At 40.1% G+C, this 16,033-nt stretch carries 20 protein-coding genes; 17 read left to right on the forward strand and 3 right to left on the reverse strand.

Translation table 11 applies throughout. From position 1 onward, the window contains the following. From mraY to dnaJ, 12 genes are all read left to right on the forward strand, one after another. The gene (gene mraY, locus QM810_RS06845; RefSeq protein WP_414254316.1) at positions 1-981 is read left to right on the forward strand and encodes a phospho-N-acetylmuramoyl-pentapeptide-transferase; all 981 of its coding nucleotides are present in this window, start codon (positions 1-3) and stop codon (positions 979-981) included. Positions 982-1,111: 130 nt separating this feature from the next. Beyond that, positions 1,112-1,633, forward strand: coding sequence for an FUSC family protein (locus QM810_RS06850; RefSeq protein WP_414254317.1), 522 nt, complete (start codon positions 1,112-1,114; stop codon positions 1,631-1,633). Positions 1,634-1,715: 82 nt separating this feature from the next. Next, the gene (glnR, locus tag QM810_RS06855) at positions 1,716-2,072 is read left to right on the forward strand and encodes a transcriptional repressor GlnR (protein ID WP_000659542.1); all 357 of its coding nucleotides are present in this window, start codon (positions 1,716-1,718) and stop codon (positions 2,070-2,072) included. A 35-nt stretch (positions 2,073-2,107) separates the two neighbouring features. Next, entirely contained in the window at positions 2,108-3,454 is a 1,347-nt protein-coding gene (gene glnA / locus QM810_RS06860; RefSeq protein ID WP_004251784.1) for a type I glutamate--ammonia ligase, read from the forward strand. A 119-nt stretch (positions 3,455-3,573) separates the two neighbouring features. Then, complete coding sequence (locus QM810_RS06865; protein WP_000423982.1) at positions 3,574-3,894, forward strand: PadR family transcriptional regulator; 321 nt, start codon at positions 3,574-3,576, stop codon at positions 3,892-3,894. Next, complete coding sequence (locus QM810_RS06870; RefSeq protein ID WP_000412843.1) at positions 3,894-4,469, forward strand: DUF2812 domain-containing protein; 576 nt, start codon at positions 3,894-3,896, stop codon at positions 4,467-4,469. Before QM810_RS06865 ends, QM810_RS06870 begins: the two co-directional genes overlap by 1 nt. Positions 4,470-4,490: 21 nt before the next feature. Then, positions 4,491-4,997 carry a DUF2812 domain-containing protein gene (locus QM810_RS06875; RefSeq protein ID WP_414254318.1) on the forward strand — a complete coding sequence of 169 codons (507 nt, stop codon included), beginning with the start codon at positions 4,491-4,493 and terminating at the stop codon, positions 4,995-4,997. A gap of 167 nt (positions 4,998-5,164) precedes the next feature. Next, complete coding sequence (gene hrcA / locus QM810_RS06880) at positions 5,165-6,199, forward strand: heat-inducible transcriptional repressor HrcA (protein ID WP_000255789.1); 1,035 nt, start codon at positions 5,165-5,167, stop codon at positions 6,197-6,199. Positions 6,200-6,225: 26 nt separating this feature from the next. After that, positions 6,226-6,741 (forward strand): nucleotide exchange factor GrpE, encoded by a 516-nt coding sequence (gene grpE / locus QM810_RS06885; RefSeq protein ID WP_000046045.1) that lies wholly within the window; start codon positions 6,226-6,228, stop codon positions 6,739-6,741. A 193-nt stretch (positions 6,742-6,934) separates the two neighbouring features. Continuing rightward, positions 6,935-8,758 (forward strand): molecular chaperone DnaK, encoded by a 1,824-nt coding sequence (dnaK, locus tag QM810_RS06890; RefSeq protein ID WP_414254319.1) that lies wholly within the window; start codon positions 6,935-6,937, stop codon positions 8,756-8,758. Positions 8,759-8,829: 71 nt separating this feature from the next. After that, positions 8,830-9,156, forward strand: a complete 327-nt coding sequence (locus QM810_RS06895) for a hypothetical protein (protein WP_414254320.1) — start codon at positions 8,830-8,832, stop codon at positions 9,154-9,156. Between the two features lie 304 nt (positions 9,157-9,460). After that, positions 9,461-10,597, forward strand: coding sequence for a molecular chaperone DnaJ (dnaJ, locus tag QM810_RS06900; protein ID WP_414254321.1), 1,137 nt, complete (start codon positions 9,461-9,463; stop codon positions 10,595-10,597). 69 nt (positions 10,598-10,666) lie between these two features. On the opposite strand, the gene QM810_RS06905 is transcribed toward dnaJ, so the two are convergent. The 3 genes from QM810_RS06905 to QM810_RS06915 form a co-directional block, all read right to left on the reverse strand. Continuing rightward, positions 10,667-11,308 (reverse strand): hypothetical protein, encoded by a 642-nt coding sequence (locus QM810_RS06905; RefSeq protein ID WP_414254322.1) that lies wholly within the window; start codon positions 11,306-11,308, stop codon positions 10,667-10,669. 85 nt (positions 11,309-11,393) lie between these two features. Next, complete coding sequence (locus tag QM810_RS06910) at positions 11,394-11,681, reverse strand: hypothetical protein (RefSeq protein ID WP_414254323.1); 288 nt, start codon at positions 11,679-11,681, stop codon at positions 11,394-11,396. A gap of 9 nt (positions 11,682-11,690) precedes the next feature. Next, positions 11,691-12,101: an HIT family protein gene (locus QM810_RS06915; RefSeq protein WP_414254324.1), complete on the reverse strand. Its 411-nt coding sequence runs from the start codon at positions 12,099-12,101 to the stop codon at positions 11,691-11,693. A 67-nt stretch (positions 12,102-12,168) separates the two neighbouring features. On the opposite strand from QM810_RS06915, the gene QM810_RS06920 reads away from it, so the two are divergent. The 5 genes from QM810_RS06920 (at position 12,169) to rimP (ending at position 16,026) form a co-directional block, all read left to right on the forward strand. Then, positions 12,169-12,900 (forward strand): ABC transporter ATP-binding protein, encoded by a 732-nt coding sequence (locus QM810_RS06920; RefSeq protein ID WP_414254325.1) that lies wholly within the window; start codon positions 12,169-12,171, stop codon positions 12,898-12,900. Further along, on the forward strand, positions 12,897-13,946 hold the full coding sequence (locus QM810_RS06925) for an ABC transporter permease (protein ID WP_414254326.1): 1,050 nt from the start codon (positions 12,897-12,899) through the stop codon (positions 13,944-13,946). Before QM810_RS06920 ends, QM810_RS06925 begins: the two co-directional genes overlap by 4 nt. Positions 13,947-13,993: 47 nt before the next feature. Further along, complete coding sequence (gene ccrZ / locus QM810_RS06930; protein WP_414254327.1) at positions 13,994-14,788, forward strand: cell cycle regulator CcrZ; 795 nt, start codon at positions 13,994-13,996, stop codon at positions 14,786-14,788. Further along, a complete protein-coding gene (gene trmB, locus QM810_RS06935) occupies positions 14,785-15,420 on the forward strand; it encodes a tRNA (guanosine(46)-N7)-methyltransferase TrmB (protein ID WP_414254328.1) in 636 nt (211 codons plus the stop codon). The genes ccrZ and trmB overlap by 4 nt, the downstream gene beginning before the upstream one ends. Before the next feature lie 126 nt (positions 15,421-15,546). After that, entirely contained in the window at positions 15,547-16,026 is a 480-nt protein-coding gene (gene rimP, locus QM810_RS06940; protein WP_004251813.1) for a ribosome maturation factor RimP, read from the forward strand. The last annotated feature ends 7 nt before the right edge of the window (positions 16,027-16,033 follow it).

The raw sequence follows: 16,033 nt of genomic DNA on the forward strand, positions 1-16,033 counted from the left end.
ATGCTAGTTTCTATCTTTCCTGGGATCCTTACTTTTGTTCTTACAGTGGTAGGAATTCCAGCTTTTATCCGTTTTTATCGTAAAGCACAGATTACTGGTCAACAGATGCATGAGGATGTGAAACAACACCAAGCAAAAGCTGGGACGCCAACAATGGGAGGAATTGTCTTTCTCATCACAAGTGTTTTAGTTAGTTTAGTTCTTGCACTTTTGACTAATCAACTAACCAACAATGTCGGAATGATCCTCTTTATCCTTGTCTTGTATGGTTTGGTTGGCTTCTTAGATGATTTCCTCAAGGTTTTCCGTAAAATCAATGAAGGACTTAATCCTAAACAAAAGTTCTTGCTTCAGTTAGTAGGAGGAGTTATCTTCTATCTCTTTTATGAAAGAGGAGGGGATGTCTTAAATGTATTTGGGTATCCATTGCACCTAGGCGTTCTTTACATTTTCTTTGCTCTCTTCTGGCTAGTTGGTTTTTCAAATGCTGTTAACTTGACTGACGGAATCGATGGCTTGGCAAGTATCTCAGTAGTGATTAGTCTGTCTGCCTATGGAGTCATTGCTTATGTACAAAACCAGTTGGATATCCTCCTAGTGATTCTTGCCATGATTGGTGGTCTTCTTGGTTTCTTTGTCTTTAACCATAAGCCTGCTAAAGTTTTCATGGGAGATGTCGGAAGTCTTGCTCTTGGAGGAATGTTGGCCGCTATTTCTATGGCGCTGCACCAAGAATGGACCTTGCTTTTGATTGGGATAGTATATGTTTTTGAAACAACATCTGTCATGATGCAAGTTGCCTACTTTAAGTTGACTGGAGGAAAACGTATCTTCCGGATGACACCAGTTCATCACCATTTTGAGTTGGGTGGGTTTTCTGGTAAAGGCCAAGCCTGGAGTGAGTGGAAGGTCGATTTCTTCTTCTGGGGAGTTGGCTTGGTTGCTAGTCTCGTAACCTTGGCTTTTATGTATTTATTCTAAAATAGAATATCGAATTGAAAAAGAGAAGGGTTTATTCCCTTCTCTTTTTAGTTCTTATTTTCTTCATTTGACGAATCCTTTTCTCAAAAAAGTAAAATTATGATAAAATGGAAAAAAGAAAGATGAAATAATGAGTTATTTTAAAAAGTATACATTTGATAAATCTAAGTTTAAGTTAGGGATGCGTACCTTTAAAACAGGAATCGCTGTTTTTTTGGTCCTCATGATTTTTGGTTTTTTTGGATGGAAGGGACTTCAGATTGGAGCTCTTACAGCCGTTTTTAGTTTGAGAGAAGACTTTGATAAGAGTGTCCATTTTGGGACATCACGTATCTTAGGGAATAGTATCGGTGGTTTTTATGCTCTGATTTTCTTTCTCTTGAACAACTTTTTTCATGGAGCCTTTTGGGTAACTCTCCTTGTGGTTCCGATATGTACCATGTTAACCATTATGACAAACGTTGCCATGAACAATAAGGCGGGAGTTATTGGTGGAGTTGCAGCCATGCTGATTATTACCCTATCAATTCCGAGCGGAGAGACTGTTTTGTACGTTTTTGCTCGAGTTTTTGAGACTTTTATGGGTGTTTTTGTAGCAATTCTAGTAAATTATGATATTGATCGCTTGCGGAGTTTCATACAGAAAAAATAAAATAATGTCACAAGATATAACATTAACAATTGACGATTGATTTTTTTTAGACTATAATAGACAGAAAGAAGAGGAAGTGCACATGAAGGAAAAAGAATTTCGTCGCAATATGGCAGTTTTCCCCATTGGTAGTGTTATGAAGCTGACCGATCTCTCGGCGCGTCAAATTCGTTATTATGAAGATCAGGAGTTGATAAAACCTGATCGCAACGAAGGAAATCGCCGGATGTATTCTTTAAATGATATGGATCGGTTGCTTGAGATTAAGGATTATATCTCTGAAGGTCTGAACATTGCTGCTATCAAGAAAAAATATGCCGAACGTGAGGCGAAAGCTAAAAAACCAGTCAGTCAAACTGAGGTGCGTCGGGCCCTTCGGAATGAGGTTCTTCAACAAAGTCGCTTTGCTTCTCAACAATCACCTTTTGGTCGCGGTTAGGCAACCGCTAGTCGTCATATATAAGGAGAAAAACCATGCCAATCACAGCTGCAGATATTCGTCGTGAAGTTAAGGAAAAAAATGTAACCTTTATCCGTCTTATGTTTTCAGATATTTTGGGAACAATGAAAAACGTCGAAATTCCTGCTACAGATGAACAACTAGACAAGGTCTTGTCAAACAAGGCTATGTTTGATGGATCTTCTATTGAAGGGTTTGTTCGTATCAATGAATCAGATATGTACTTGTACCCTGACCTAGACACATGGACTGTCTTCCCTTGGGGAGATGAGAACGGTAGTGTCGCAGGATTGATCTGTGATGTCTATACAACAGAAGGAGAGCCATTTGCTGGAGATCCTCGAAGCAACCTTAAACGAGCTCTTCATCACATGGAAAAAGTAGGATTCAAATCTTTCAACCTTGGTCCAGAACCAGAATTCTTCCTATTTAAGCTTGATGAGAATGGAGACCCAACTCTTGAGGTAAATGACAAGGGTGGTTACTTTGATTTGGCGCCTACAGACCTTGCTGATAACACTCGTCGTGAGATTGTTAACGTCTTGACCAAAATGGGATTTGAAGTGGAAGCAAGTCACCACGAAGTGGCCGTAGGTCAACATGAGATTGACTTTAAATACGATGAAGTTCTTCGTGCTTGTGATAAGATTCAAATCTTTAAACTCGTTGTAAAGACAATTGCGCGTAAACATGGTTTGTATGCAACCTTTATGGCTAAACCTAAATTTGGTATCGCTGGTTCAGGAATGCACTGCAATATGTCCTTGTTTGATGATGAAGGGAACAACGCCTTCTTTGATCCAAATGATCCAAAAGGAATGCAATTGTCAGAAACAGCCTATCATTTCCTTGGTGGTTTGATCAAGCACGCTTACAATTACACAGCTATTATGAACCCAACAGTTAACTCATATAAACGTTTGGTTCCAGGGTATGAAGCACCTGTTTACATCGCTTGGGCTGGTCGTAACCGTTCACCGTTGGTGCGCGTTCCTGCTACTCGTGGAATGGGAACTCGACTTGAGTTGCGCTCAGTTGACCCAATGGCTAATCCATACATCGCAATGGCTGTTCTTTTGGAAGTTGGTTTACACGGGATCGAAAACAAAATCGAAGCACCAGCGCCAATCGAAGAAAACATCTATATCATGACTGCAGAAGAGCGTAAAGAGGCTGGCATCACAGACCTTCCATCAACTCTTCACAACGCTTTGAAGGCCATGACAGAAGACGAAGTGGTTAAAGCAGCTCTAGGTGAACACATCTACACTAGCTTCCTTGAAGCTAAACGAATTGAGTGGGCAAGCTATGCAACCTTCGTTTCACAATGGGAAATTGATAACTACCTAGATCTATACTAATGATTAATCAGAAAGATTGTCCTTGAGGACGATCTTTTTTTCTTGCAATTTATATCGAGGTGTGATATAGTTTATATAACGAGGTGCGATATATCGAACTAAATAGGAGGTCTGATTAAATGGAATTAACAGATAAAATTAGGCGTGTCTACCTTCCCATGACTGAAACGGGTTTTTATATTCTGTTCTGTCTGCAAAAGGAGAACCATGGTTATGGTATTACACAAAAGGTCAAAGAGATGACAGATTCGCAAGTATCAATTAGTCCTGGAACTATGTATGGAACCCTGTCAAAGATGGAAAAGGATGGCTTGGTTTCCTTTGTCCGAGAAGAGGAAAAACGTAAAATCTATCAGATAACAGACTTGGGTCGAAAAGTTTTAGAGATTGAGTTGAAACGTATTGAACGGCTCTACAGAAATAGTCGGGAGGAGCTTTGATGGAAAAGAAAGTTGTTTATAGGATTTGTACCATTGCGGATTATGATAGAGAGGCTCTCTATCTCAGTAAAATGCATGCTGAGGGCTGGAAACTTAAGGAAGTAAGTTACTCTAGCTTAGTAATTGCGGTTAAGTATACTTTTGAAAAGTGCCAACCGGAGCAGGTGGTTTATCAGTTGGATTTTTATCCTATGAAAAAGTCAGAGAGAGCTTCCTATTTACAACTGTTTAAAGATTGTGGCTGGGAGCATATTGCAGACTTTAATGGTTTTTCCTACTTTAGAAAGCTTTATTCTGGAGTTGAGTCGGATGCCGAGTTTGAAATTTATAATGACGCGTCCGGGAAGTTAGCCATGGTCAAGAAGATTTTAACAATGCGGATGCTTCCTGTTTTGCTTCTCTTTTCAGCGTTACTACCGGTTTTCTCAAAGTTACTCAGTGGAAGAAGTTATTTCAGTTGGGGAATGTTTTTGATTGTTATCATAGACTGTACTTTATTGATCATTTTCGCGATTCAGATTTCTTATATTTTTTGGAGATTGTTTCAAAAATGGAAAGAATTATCCGATAAATAAAACCATTTTGGAGGTTAGACAATGAATAGCAAAGTACAATTTCGAATGTTTACCATTTTTGATTTGGATAGGGTAGAAGATTATTTGCATGAGATGCATTTGAAAGGTTGGAAATTTAAATCGAATCGTTTTGGCTTTTTCTATTTTGAACAATGCCAACCTGATGATGTAATTTACCGTGTGTGGAATACAAGCTACCTTAGAAAAAATGAGGTAGATTTACAAAGTATTAAGGATAGAGGATGGGAATTTGTGGAAAATTGTTCTTATACTGTTTTTCGAAAAGCGACTTGTGATGTGGATTTAAATGATCGATTTTTCATGGATAATCGTCTTAGATGGGATAGTGTGAAATCTGGACTTCGTACAGCTACAGTTTCTATCTCTGGCGGTCTAGTTGTTTGTATGAGCCTGTTTCGCGAAAGTCTCTCTCAGTCTTTCTTCATTATTTTTGCCCTATATGCTCTCATGATTACTTATCTAATCTATAGTTTTTACAGACTTAAACGAAAATATCTGGTTGATTGACAATAGTTTCTAGGTCTTTAGACCGATTTTTAGCACTCTTGATAAAAGAGTGCTAATTTTTTGAGTTTTTGTCTTGACATTCTCTTTTAAGGGTGTATAATAGAATCATAAGTTAGCACTTGGATGTGTCGAGTGCTAAAAAAGATCTATCAGAGAGGAGTAGCGAGATGGTTACAGAACGTCAGCAGAATATTTTAAATCTGATTATTGACATCTTTACCAAAACGCACGAACCTGTTGGATCTAAGGCCTTGCAAGAGTCTATCAACTCTAGTAGTGCTACCATTCGAAATGATATGGCAGCTCTAGAAAAGCAAGGTTTGCTTGAAAAGGCTCATACTTCCAGTGGTCGGATGCCGAGTGTGGCTGGATTTCAATACTATGTCAAACACTCCTTGTCCTTCGACCGTTTAGCTGAGAATCAAGTTTATGAGATTGTAAAAGCATTTGATCAGGAGTTCTTCAAGCTTGAGGATATCCTTCAAGAGGCAACGAAAATCTTGTCAGACTTGAGTGGTTGTACGGTTGTAGCACTGGATGTCGAACCAAGTAGGCAGAAGCTGACAGCTTTTGATATTGTTGTCCTCGGACAACATACAGCTCTTGCTGTTTTTACACTTGATGAGTCTAGAACAGCTACCAGTCAGTTTTTGATTCCGAGAAATTTCTTGCAGGAGGATTTAAATCGGCTCAAGACTATGATTCAGGAACGTTTCCTGAATCAAACTGTTTTGGATATTCACTACAAGATTCGGACAGAGATTCCGCAAATTATCCAACGTTACTTCACAACAACGGATAACGTCATGGACCTCGTCGAACATATCTTCAAAGAAATGTTCAATGAAAATATCGTGGTTTCTGGCAAAGTCAATCTTCTGAATTTCGCCAATTTGGCGGCCTATCAATTTTTTGACCAGCCACAAAAGGTAGCTTTGGAAATTCGAGAGAATTTGATTGGAGACCAGATGCAAAGTGTCCGAGTTGCGGATAGCCAAGAATCTTGTCTTGCTGACTTAGCAGTGATTAGCAGTAAGTTCCTGATTCCCTATCGTGGATTTGGAATTCTTGCGATTATAGGTCCGGTTAATCTGGATTATCAACAATTGGTTAATCAACTCAACGTTGTCAATCGAGTTCTAACCATGAAGTTGACGGATTTTTACCGCTATCTTAGCAGCAATCACTATGAAGTGAATTAAGATTGAAATCATTAAAGGAGGCGAAAATGGCCCAAGATATAAAAAATGAAGAAGTAAAAGAAGAGGAAGTTGTGGAAACAACTGAAGAAACAACTCCTGAGAAGTCTGAATTAGACTTGGCGAATGAACGTGCCGAAGAATTTGAAAACAAATACCTTCGAGCTCATGCAGAAATGCAAAATATTCAACGCCGTGCCAATGAAGAACGCCAACTCTTGCAACGCTATCGTAGCCAAGATTTGGCAAAAGCAATTTTGCCGTCACTTGATAACCTAGAACGTGCCCTTGCTGTTGAAGGGCTGACAGATGATGTGAAGAAGGGCTTGGAAATGGTCCAAGAAAGTTTGGTACATGCTCTGAAAGAAGAAGGAATCGAAGAAATTCCAGCAGATGGAGAATTTGACCATAACTACCACATGGCTATTCAAACGGTTCCAGCGGATGATGACCATCCAGCAGACACCATCGCACAAGTCTTCCAAAAAGGCTACAAACTCCATGACCGCATCCTAAGACCGGCTATGGTAGTGGTTTATAACTAGGCAATTCTGACGGTAGCTAAAGCAACTCGTTGTCGAAATAATATCGATTTCGACTCATCGTGTCGTAACATTCATAATAAAAACCTTGTCCGAAACGACACTAAACTATGAAAGAAAGATAAGAAGCAAGCCGGAGGCTTGCAAGGAAAATATCAAAAAGAAAAAAAGAAGATAAATTTAAGGAGAAAAACATATGTCTAAAATTATCGGTATTGACTTAGGTACAACAAACTCAGCAGTAGCAGTTCTTGAAGGAACTGAAAGCAAAATCATCGCAAACCCAGAAGGAAACCGCACAACTCCATCTGTAGTGTCATTCAAAAACGGTGAAATCATTGTTGGTGACGCTGCAAAACGTCAAGCGGTAACAAATCCAGATACAGTTATCTCTATCAAGTCTAAGATGGGTACTTCTGAAAAAGTTTCTGCCAACGGAAAAGAATACACTCCACAAGAAATCTCAGCTATGATTCTTCAATACTTGAAAGGTTACGCTGAAGACTACCTTGGTGAAAAAGTAACCAAAGCAGTTATCACAGTTCCTGCATACTTCAACGATGCACAACGTCAAGCAACAAAAGACGCTGGTAAAATCGCTGGTCTTGAAGTAGAACGTATCGTCAACGAACCAACAGCAGCAGCTCTTGCTTACGGTTTGGATAAGACTGATAAAGAAGAAAAAATCTTGGTATTCGACCTTGGTGGTGGTACATTCGACGTATCTATCCTCGAACTCGGTGATGGTGTCTTTGACGTATTGGCAACTGCTGGAGATAACAAACTCGGTGGTGACGACTTTGACCAAAAAATCATCGACTACTTGGTAGCTGAATTTAAGAAAGAAAATGGTATCGACTTGTCAACAGACAAGATGGCGCTTCAACGTTTGAAAGATGCGGCAGAAAAAGCGAAGAAAGACCTTTCTGGAGTGACTTCAACTCAAATCAGCTTGCCATTTATCACTGCTGGTGAGGCTGGACCTCTTCACTTGGAAATGACTTTGACTCGTGCCAAATTTGACGATTTGACTCGTGACCTCGTAGAACGTACAAAAACTCCAGTTCGCCAAGCCCTTTCAGATGCAGGTTTGAGCTTGTCAGAAATCGACGAAGTCATCCTTGTCGGTGGTTCAACTCGTATCCCTGCCGTTGTTGAAGCTGTTAAAGCTGAAACTGGTAAAGAACCAAACAAATCAGTAAACCCTGATGAAGTTGTTGCTATGGGTGCTGCGATCCAAGGTGGTGTCATCACTGGTGATGTGAAAGACGTTGTTCTTCTTGACGTAACGCCATTGTCACTTGGTATCGAAACAATGGGTGGTGTCTTCACAAAACTCATCGACCGCAACACAACAATTCCAACATCTAAATCACAAGTCTTCTCAACTGCAGCAGACAACCAACCAGCCGTTGATATCCACGTTCTTCAAGGGGAACGCCCAATGGCAGCAGATAACAAGACTCTTGGACGCTTCCAATTGACAGATATCCCAGCTGCACCTCGTGGTATCCCACAAATCGAAGTAACATTCGACATCGACAAGAACGGTATCGTATCTGTTAAAGCCAAAGATCTTGGAACTCAAAAAGAACAAACAATTGTTATCCAATCTAACTCAGGTTTGACAGACGAAGAAATCGACCGTATGATGAAAGATGCAGAAGCAAACGCTGAAGCAGATAAGAAACGTAAAGAAGAAGTAGACCTTCGCAACGAAGTAGACCAAGCTATCTTTGCGACTGAAAAGACAATCAAAGAAACTGAAGGCAAAGGCTTCGATGCAGAACGTGATGCTGCACAAGCTGCCCTTGATGATCTTAAGAAAGCTCAAGAAGACAACAACTTGGACGACATGAAAGCAAAACTTGAAGCATTGAACGAAAAAGCACAAGGTCTTGCGGTTAAACTCTACGAACAAGCCGCAGCAGCGCAACAAGCTCAAGCAGGAGCAGAAGGTGCACAAGCAACAGGAAACGCAGGCGATGACGTCGTAGACGGAGAGTTTACTGAGAAGTAAGAAGATTTATTTAGTTATATATAACATAATTTTCCCTGATTTTTAGATGGTTATACTTAAAGGAGAATGATATGGCTACTAGAGAAGAGAGAGATTACCTTTCACAGTACATCGATATTTCGGGTTCTCATTTGAATGATAGTGATGTAGAGTGGTTAATGCGTTTTATTAATTCAGTAGGGAATAGACATACTGAAGAAGGTAGCTTTGACAGTTGGAGCTCGGATGGTAAATATACTAGGAATTGGGTTAAAGAATACATCATTGAAAGTGATTATTCATTAACAAGTAATTATAGTTACGAAGATGATGATGGTACTAGTGGCAGTTATTCAGAAAATATAACTAATGCTCGAGATATTATCAACATAATCAGGGAGAATCCGAATTTGTTATAAGAAATCCAGAGGTTGCAACCCAGCCTCTGTTTTTCGGTAAAAGGGGACTAAATCTCATTTATTTGGGAATATAAAAGAAAGGAATTGAACCCGACCTAAATCGTGGTTTGATTCACAATATCACTAGAAAGGAACAAGTGTGTTCAGGGAATTGAACACGAGTTCTAAAGTTTCTTACTCAATATGAAAGAAAGGAATTGAACCCGACCTAAATTCTCGGAAAAAAGATAAATCTGTCTAGGAGCATCGCTCCTGCATCAGATTTCCTATTTTTCAGTCGAATTTTACGGTCTTGGTATCTTAAATGAACAATACTGAATTTTATGACCGTTTGGGCGTTTCAAAGAATGCATCTCAAGATGAGATCAAGAAAGCCTATCGGAAATTATCTAAAAAATATCACCCAGATATCAACAAAGAACCTGGTGCTGAGGAAAAGTACAAGGAAGTTCAAGAAGCCTATGAGACTTTAAGTGACGAACAAAAGCGGGCAGCTTATGACCAATATGGTGCGGCTGGAGCCAACGGTGGCTTTGGTGGTGCAGGCGGTTTCGGTGGCTTCGATGGTGCAGGCGGTTTTGGTGGATTTGAAGATATCTTCTCAAGTTTTTTCGGCGGAGGTGGTTCTTCTCGCAATCCAAATGCTCCTCGTCAAGGTGATGACCTCCAGTATCGCGTCAATTTGACTTTTGAAGAGGCCATCTTTGGTACTGAAAAAGAAGTCAAATACAATCGTGAATCAAGCTGTCGTACTTGTAACGGATCAGGTGCTAAGCCTGGAACAAGTCCAGTTACTTGTGGACGCTGTCACGGTTCTGGTGTTATCAACGTCGATACTCAAACACCGCTTGGTATGATGCGTCGCCAAGTAACCTGTGATGTCTGTCATGGTCGCGGAAAAGAAATTAAAGACCCATGTACAACTTGTCATGGAACAGGTCATGAAAAACAAGCTCACAGTGTCCATGTGAAAATCCCAGCAGGTGTCGAAACTGGTCAACAAATTCGTCTAGCTGGTCAAGGGGAGGCAGGTTTTAACGGTGGTCCTTATGGAGACTTGTATGTAGTCGTTTCGGTTGAACCAAGCGATAAGTTTGAGCGTGAAGGGACAACAATCTTCTATAATTTGAACTTAAACTTTGTTCAAGCAGCCCTTGGAGATACAGTAGATATTCCAACAGTTCATGGGGATGTTGAGTTAGTCATCCCAGAAGGAACGCAGACTGGTAAAAAATTCCGCCTACGTGGCAAGGGAGCTCCTAGTCTTCGTGGTGGTGTTGTCGGTGACCAGTATGTGACTGTCAATGTTGTGACTCCAACAGGTTTGAACGACCGTCAAAAAGCAGCCTTGAAAGAATTCGCAGCTGCAGGTGACTTGAAAGTCAATCCAAAGAAAAAAGGCTTCTTTGACCATATAAAAGATGCCTTTGAAGGAGAATAAAGCAAAAAGAGCCGATTGGCTCTTTTTGTTTGTAGTTAGTAACGGAGAAAAGATTCTCTGACTGATCTGCTATTCAGAACTTTGGCTGAACAAGCCAGCTTCATCCATTTCCTGGATGAGTTGCTTGAGTTCCGCTTCCTTGCCAGGTTTCACAGTTACGGTATCAATGTGCTTAATCGCCGAATTATCCTGGATATTCACCAAGGTCAACGCTTTTTCATAGAATGCAATTCCCTTTTTCATGTTTTCCGAATCCTTCAAAGTTAGACTTGTGTAAGAAGAATGTGATTTCTTTCCGTTTTCTCGGAAATACTTCTCGCCTTCCTCCTCTAAAAATTGGAATAAACCATGATTGAATAAGTTGTCCTCTACTGAATGGTAGGAAATATCTCCTGTGTTTAGGACATAGACTTTGAGTCGGTTTTTAGTCAGGTTTGGACTTTCTTTTAAGACTGGGTGGCTATTGATGACCTCATCTGAGAAAGTCACATAAAAATCTAAGCCTCCTCCCTCGTATTGATAGCTACCATTTGATTCTACTTTCTCAGGAGGTAGATCAAGGGAGATAAAGAGTTGTTTTAAGGCTTCATTTCCTTTTCTGATGTCACTCGGTGAGGCCTTGAACAGATTGGCCAGTATTAGAAATGCCAGGGTTGCAAGAAGGCAGAGGCCGCCAGAAATAATCAAGATGACTTTTAAAAACAGTTTCATTTTTAGTCCCTCACTTTTCTGTTAGGATCTGGTAATCCAAGGTGAATTTAAGGGGATATAAGAAAAGTTGGAAACTTTCTTTTTCTTAGTCTTCTTCAGTTTCTCGTAGTTCTTTTATCACAGCAAGTCTTGCTTGAAGGTCTTTTTCAAAGACTTTAAATTTGTAAGTGAGGTCTTCTTGGTATTCTTTGATGACTTCTTTTTGTTGATTGATAATTTGGAGACTATTTTGGATAACATCTAAATCGCCTTTGATTGCTTCAACTCGATCAGTTGTATCTAAAACTTCTTCAGTGATAACTTCACGATTCTTAACGAGGAGGTAAGATCCAACTGCAGAGCCTGCAAAAAGTAGTAAATTTGATAGTTTCATAGAAACTCCTTAAGCGTTTTTTATGGTTTCAGCGACTTGGGCAAGTTTGTCAAAGTCAGGTTCGTGGGCGACAAAGTCAATTTTGAGGTCATCCTCGGCACCATAGCGAGGGACGAGGTGGACATGGGTATGAAAGACTGTTTGTCCAGCGACTTCTTCGCAGTTGGCGATGATATTCATACCATCAGCTTGGGTAGCCTTCATGACTTTTTGAGCAATGACTGGAATCTTAGCGAAGAGTTGGCTAGCGCTCGTCGCATCCATTTCTAAAAGGTTGCGATAGTGTTCTTTAGGTACGACCAAGGTATGACCTGGGGTAACTTGGGAAATATCGAGGAAGGCAAGAACTTGATCATCTTCGTAAACCTTTGATGCGGGAATTTCCCCAGCGATAATTTTACAAAAAATGCAATCTGACATAAAATCTACCTCTACTGTATTGAATTTTGATATAATATAGCTACATTATACCAGATTTGGAGAAAATATGTTAGAAATTAAAAATCTGACAGGTGGCTACGTTCATGTCCCTGTCTTGAAAGATGTGTCTTTTACAGTTGAAAGTGGGCAGTTGGTCGGTTTGATCGGTCTCAATGGTGCTGGGAAATCGACGACCATCAATGAAATTATTGGACTTTTGACACCTTATAGTGGAGAAATATACATCGACGAGCTAACCTTAAGTGCTAATCCTCGTGAATATCGTCAGCAGATTGGTTATATTCCTGAAACTCCTAGCTTGTACGAGGAATTGACTCTCAGAGAACATATCGAGACGGTTGCCATGGCTTATGGTATTGAACAAAGTATCGCTTTCGGACGTGTAGAGCCCCTTCTAAAAATGTTTAGATTAGACCAGAAATTGGATTGGTTCCCGGTTCATTTTTCCAAAGGGATGAAACAAAAGGTTATGATCATCTGCGCCTTTGTCGTGGATCCAAGTCTCTTTATCGTAGACGAACCTTTCCTTGGTCTTGATCCTTTGGCGATTTCAGATTTGATTCAACTTCTAGAAGCGGAAAAGAAAAAAGGAAAGTCTATCCTTATGAGTACCCATGTTCTTGATTCTGCTGAAAAGATGTGTGACTCTTTTGTCATTCTTCACAAAGGTCAAGTGAGAGCCAAAGGAAATCTCCAACAACTCCGTGAAGCCTTTGACATGCCTGAAGCGAGTTTGAATGATATTTACTTGGCTCTAACCAAAGAGGAGGACCTATGAAAGACTTGTTTTTAAGGAGAAAGCAGGCTTTTCGTAAGGAGTGTGTTGGTTATCTGCGTTATGTTCTAAATGACCACTTTGTCTTGTTCCTGCTAGTTCTCATCGGTTTTCTAGCTTACCAGTACAGTCAACTCTTGCAAGATTTTCCTGAAAACCACTGGCCTATCCTCTTGTTTTTGGGGATTGTCTCTGCCTTGCTTTTAGCTTGGGGAGGAATCGCGACCTACATGGAAGGACCTGACAAGCTATTTCTTTTAGTTGCTGAAGAAGAAGTGAGAGAACACATCCAGAAGCAAAGTCTGATTTCTTTCATCTTTTGGGTCAGTGTACAGACTCTCTTTTTGCTCCTGTTTGCGCCGTTATTCTTAGCCATTGGTCTTGGTTTGCCGATTTTTGGAGTCTATCTCCTTGTCTTGGGGATAGTAAAATATGTGATTTTTCGCCAAAAGTCTAGCAACTTTTTCCTTGGAAATGGACTTGACTGGGATTATGTCATTGCACAAGAAAGTAAACGTAAGCAGTTCTTGCTTCGATTCTTTGCCCTCTTTACCCAGGTTAAGGGAATTTCAAATAGTGTTAAGCGCCGAGCTTATCTGGACTTTATCCTCAAGGGAGTTCAGAAAGTACCAGGGAAAATCTGGCAGAATCTTTATCTCCGCTCCTATCTTAGAAATGGAGATTTATTCGCTCTTAGTCTCCGACTCATAATCCTATCTTTGACCGCTCTCATCTTCATTGAGCAATCTTGGATTGCAGTCGCAATTGTAATTTTATTCAATTATCTTTTGTTATTCCAGCTTCTAGCCCTCTATCATGCCTTTGACTATCAATATTTGACGCAATTATTCCCAGTAGGTAAGGGGCAAAAAGAGAAAGGCTTGAAGGAAATTTTAAGAGCGATTGGGATCTTTGTCTTAATCTTGGAAAGTCTCATAGGATTGGTTGTTTTTAAGGATAAGATACTTGTCTTCGCTCTTGTGGGAGCAGGCCTTGTATTGCAATATCTTTATTTGCCATATCAACTGAGAAGATTGGTTGACGAATAGCATAAAAATTAGTAGAATAATAAGGAAACTTTATTCGGAGGAAAGAAATGGACTTGGGTGATATTGAGCTTACGCTAACCCCGATATCTGGGAAGAGCGGAAAAGCTTATATGGGAAGTTATCCTGATGGAAAACGTGTTTTTATAAAAATGAATACTTCTCCAATCCTGCCTGGTTTAGCAAGAGAGCAAATTGCGCCGCAATTACTCTGGAGCCGTCGTTTGCCAGACGGTCGTGATATGTCTGCTCAGGAATGGTTGACAGGGAAAATTTTGACGCCAAGTGATATGAACCGTAAACAAATTATTGATATTTTGACACGTTTACACCGTTCACGTCCCTTAATGACCCAGTTGACACGCTTGGGATATGCGATGGAAACACCTTCGGATTTACTTCAGTCATGGATAAATAAGGCTCCTGATGCATTGAAAAATAACCAGTATCTACGTCTGGTACTGAGTGATATGCGTGAGAACCTTCCTGGGTTTAGAGAAGATTATGCAACTATAGTCCATGGGGATGTCCGTCATAGCAACTGGTTTGAGACAGAGAGTGGCTTGATTTATTTAGTAGATTGGGATTCCGTTCGCTTGACTGATCGTATGTTTGATGTGGCCTATCTGCTCTGTCATTATATTCCAGAGTATCAATGGCAAGAGTGGCTAACTAATTATGGTTATAAGTATAATCAAACTGTCTTGAATAAGTTATATTGGTACGCTCAACTGTCATTTTTGAGCCTCATTACTAAATACTATGAAAATCAAGATTTGGATAATGTAAATCGGGAAATCTATGCTTTGCGTACCTTCCGAGAAAAGTATGGAAAGAAAAAATGAGAGTTAGAAATCGTAAAGGTGCAACTGAACTGTTAGAGGCTAGTCCGCAGTACGTTGTTTTAAATCCCGCAGAAGCTAAAGGTAAGTGGCGAGATTTGTTTGGCAATGACAATCCAATCCATGTAGAGGTTGGTAGTGGCAAAGGAGCTTTCGTAACAGGAATGGCCAAACAAAATCCTGGTATCAACTATATCGGGATTGATATTCAGAAGTCTGTATTAAGCTATGCCTTAGACAAGGTCTTAGAAGTTGGAGTTCCCAATATCAAACTTCTATGGGTTGATGGTTCAGAATTGACCAATTATTTTGAAGATGGCGAAATCGACCGCTTGTATTTGAATTTCTCGGATCCATGGCCTAAAAAACGTCATGAGAAACGTCGTTTGACCTACAAGAGCTTCTTGGATACCTTTAAGCGAATCTTGCCTGAACATGGTGAAATTCATTTCAAGACAGATAATCGTGGCTTGTTTGAATATAGTTTAGTGAGCTTTTCACAATATGGTATGAAGCTAAACGCTGTTTGGCTTGATTTACATGCCAGCGACTTTGAAGGAAATGTCATGACTGAGTATGAGCAAAAGTTCTCAAGTAAGGGGCAAGTTATCTACCGAGTTGAGGCTGAATTTTAAGAAAAAGCTTGAATCCAAGCTATTTGGGTGCTTATGCTTTACATTAGTACATAAAAGTGCTATACTGATAGCAAGAATATAAGAAAGAGAGGCGGGGAGATATCTTCGCCTCTTGCTTATGAGGAGGTGGACGCAATCGCAACGATCGTTGAATTAGTCAGAGAAGTCGTAGAACCTGTTATTGAAGCTCCTTTCGAACTCGTAGATATTGAGTACGGAAAGATTGGCAGTGACATGATTCTTAGTATTTTTGTAGACAAGCCTGAAGGAATCACCTTGAATGATACGGCAGACTTGACTGAAATTATCAGTCCTGTTCTTGATACTATCAAGCCTGATCCCTTCCCAGAACAATATTTCCTAGAAATTACCAGTCCAGGATTGGAGCGTCCTTTGAAAACCAAGGAAGCAGTCGCTGGAGCGGTTGGGAAATACATCCATGTCGGACTCTATCAAGCCATCGACAAGCAAAAGGTTTTTGAAGGAACCTTGTTGTCCTTTGAAGAGGACGAGTTGACTATGGAATATATGGATAAAACGCGCAAGAAAACAGTTCAAATTCCATATAACTTGGTATCAAAAGCACGTTTAGCAGTAAAATTATAGAAAGAAA

The sequence above is a fragment of the Streptococcus infantis genome, from assembly GCF_047464155.1.
In the GTDB taxonomy this organism is placed as follows: Bacteria; Bacillota; Bacilli; order Lactobacillales; family Streptococcaceae; genus Streptococcus; species Streptococcus infantis_U.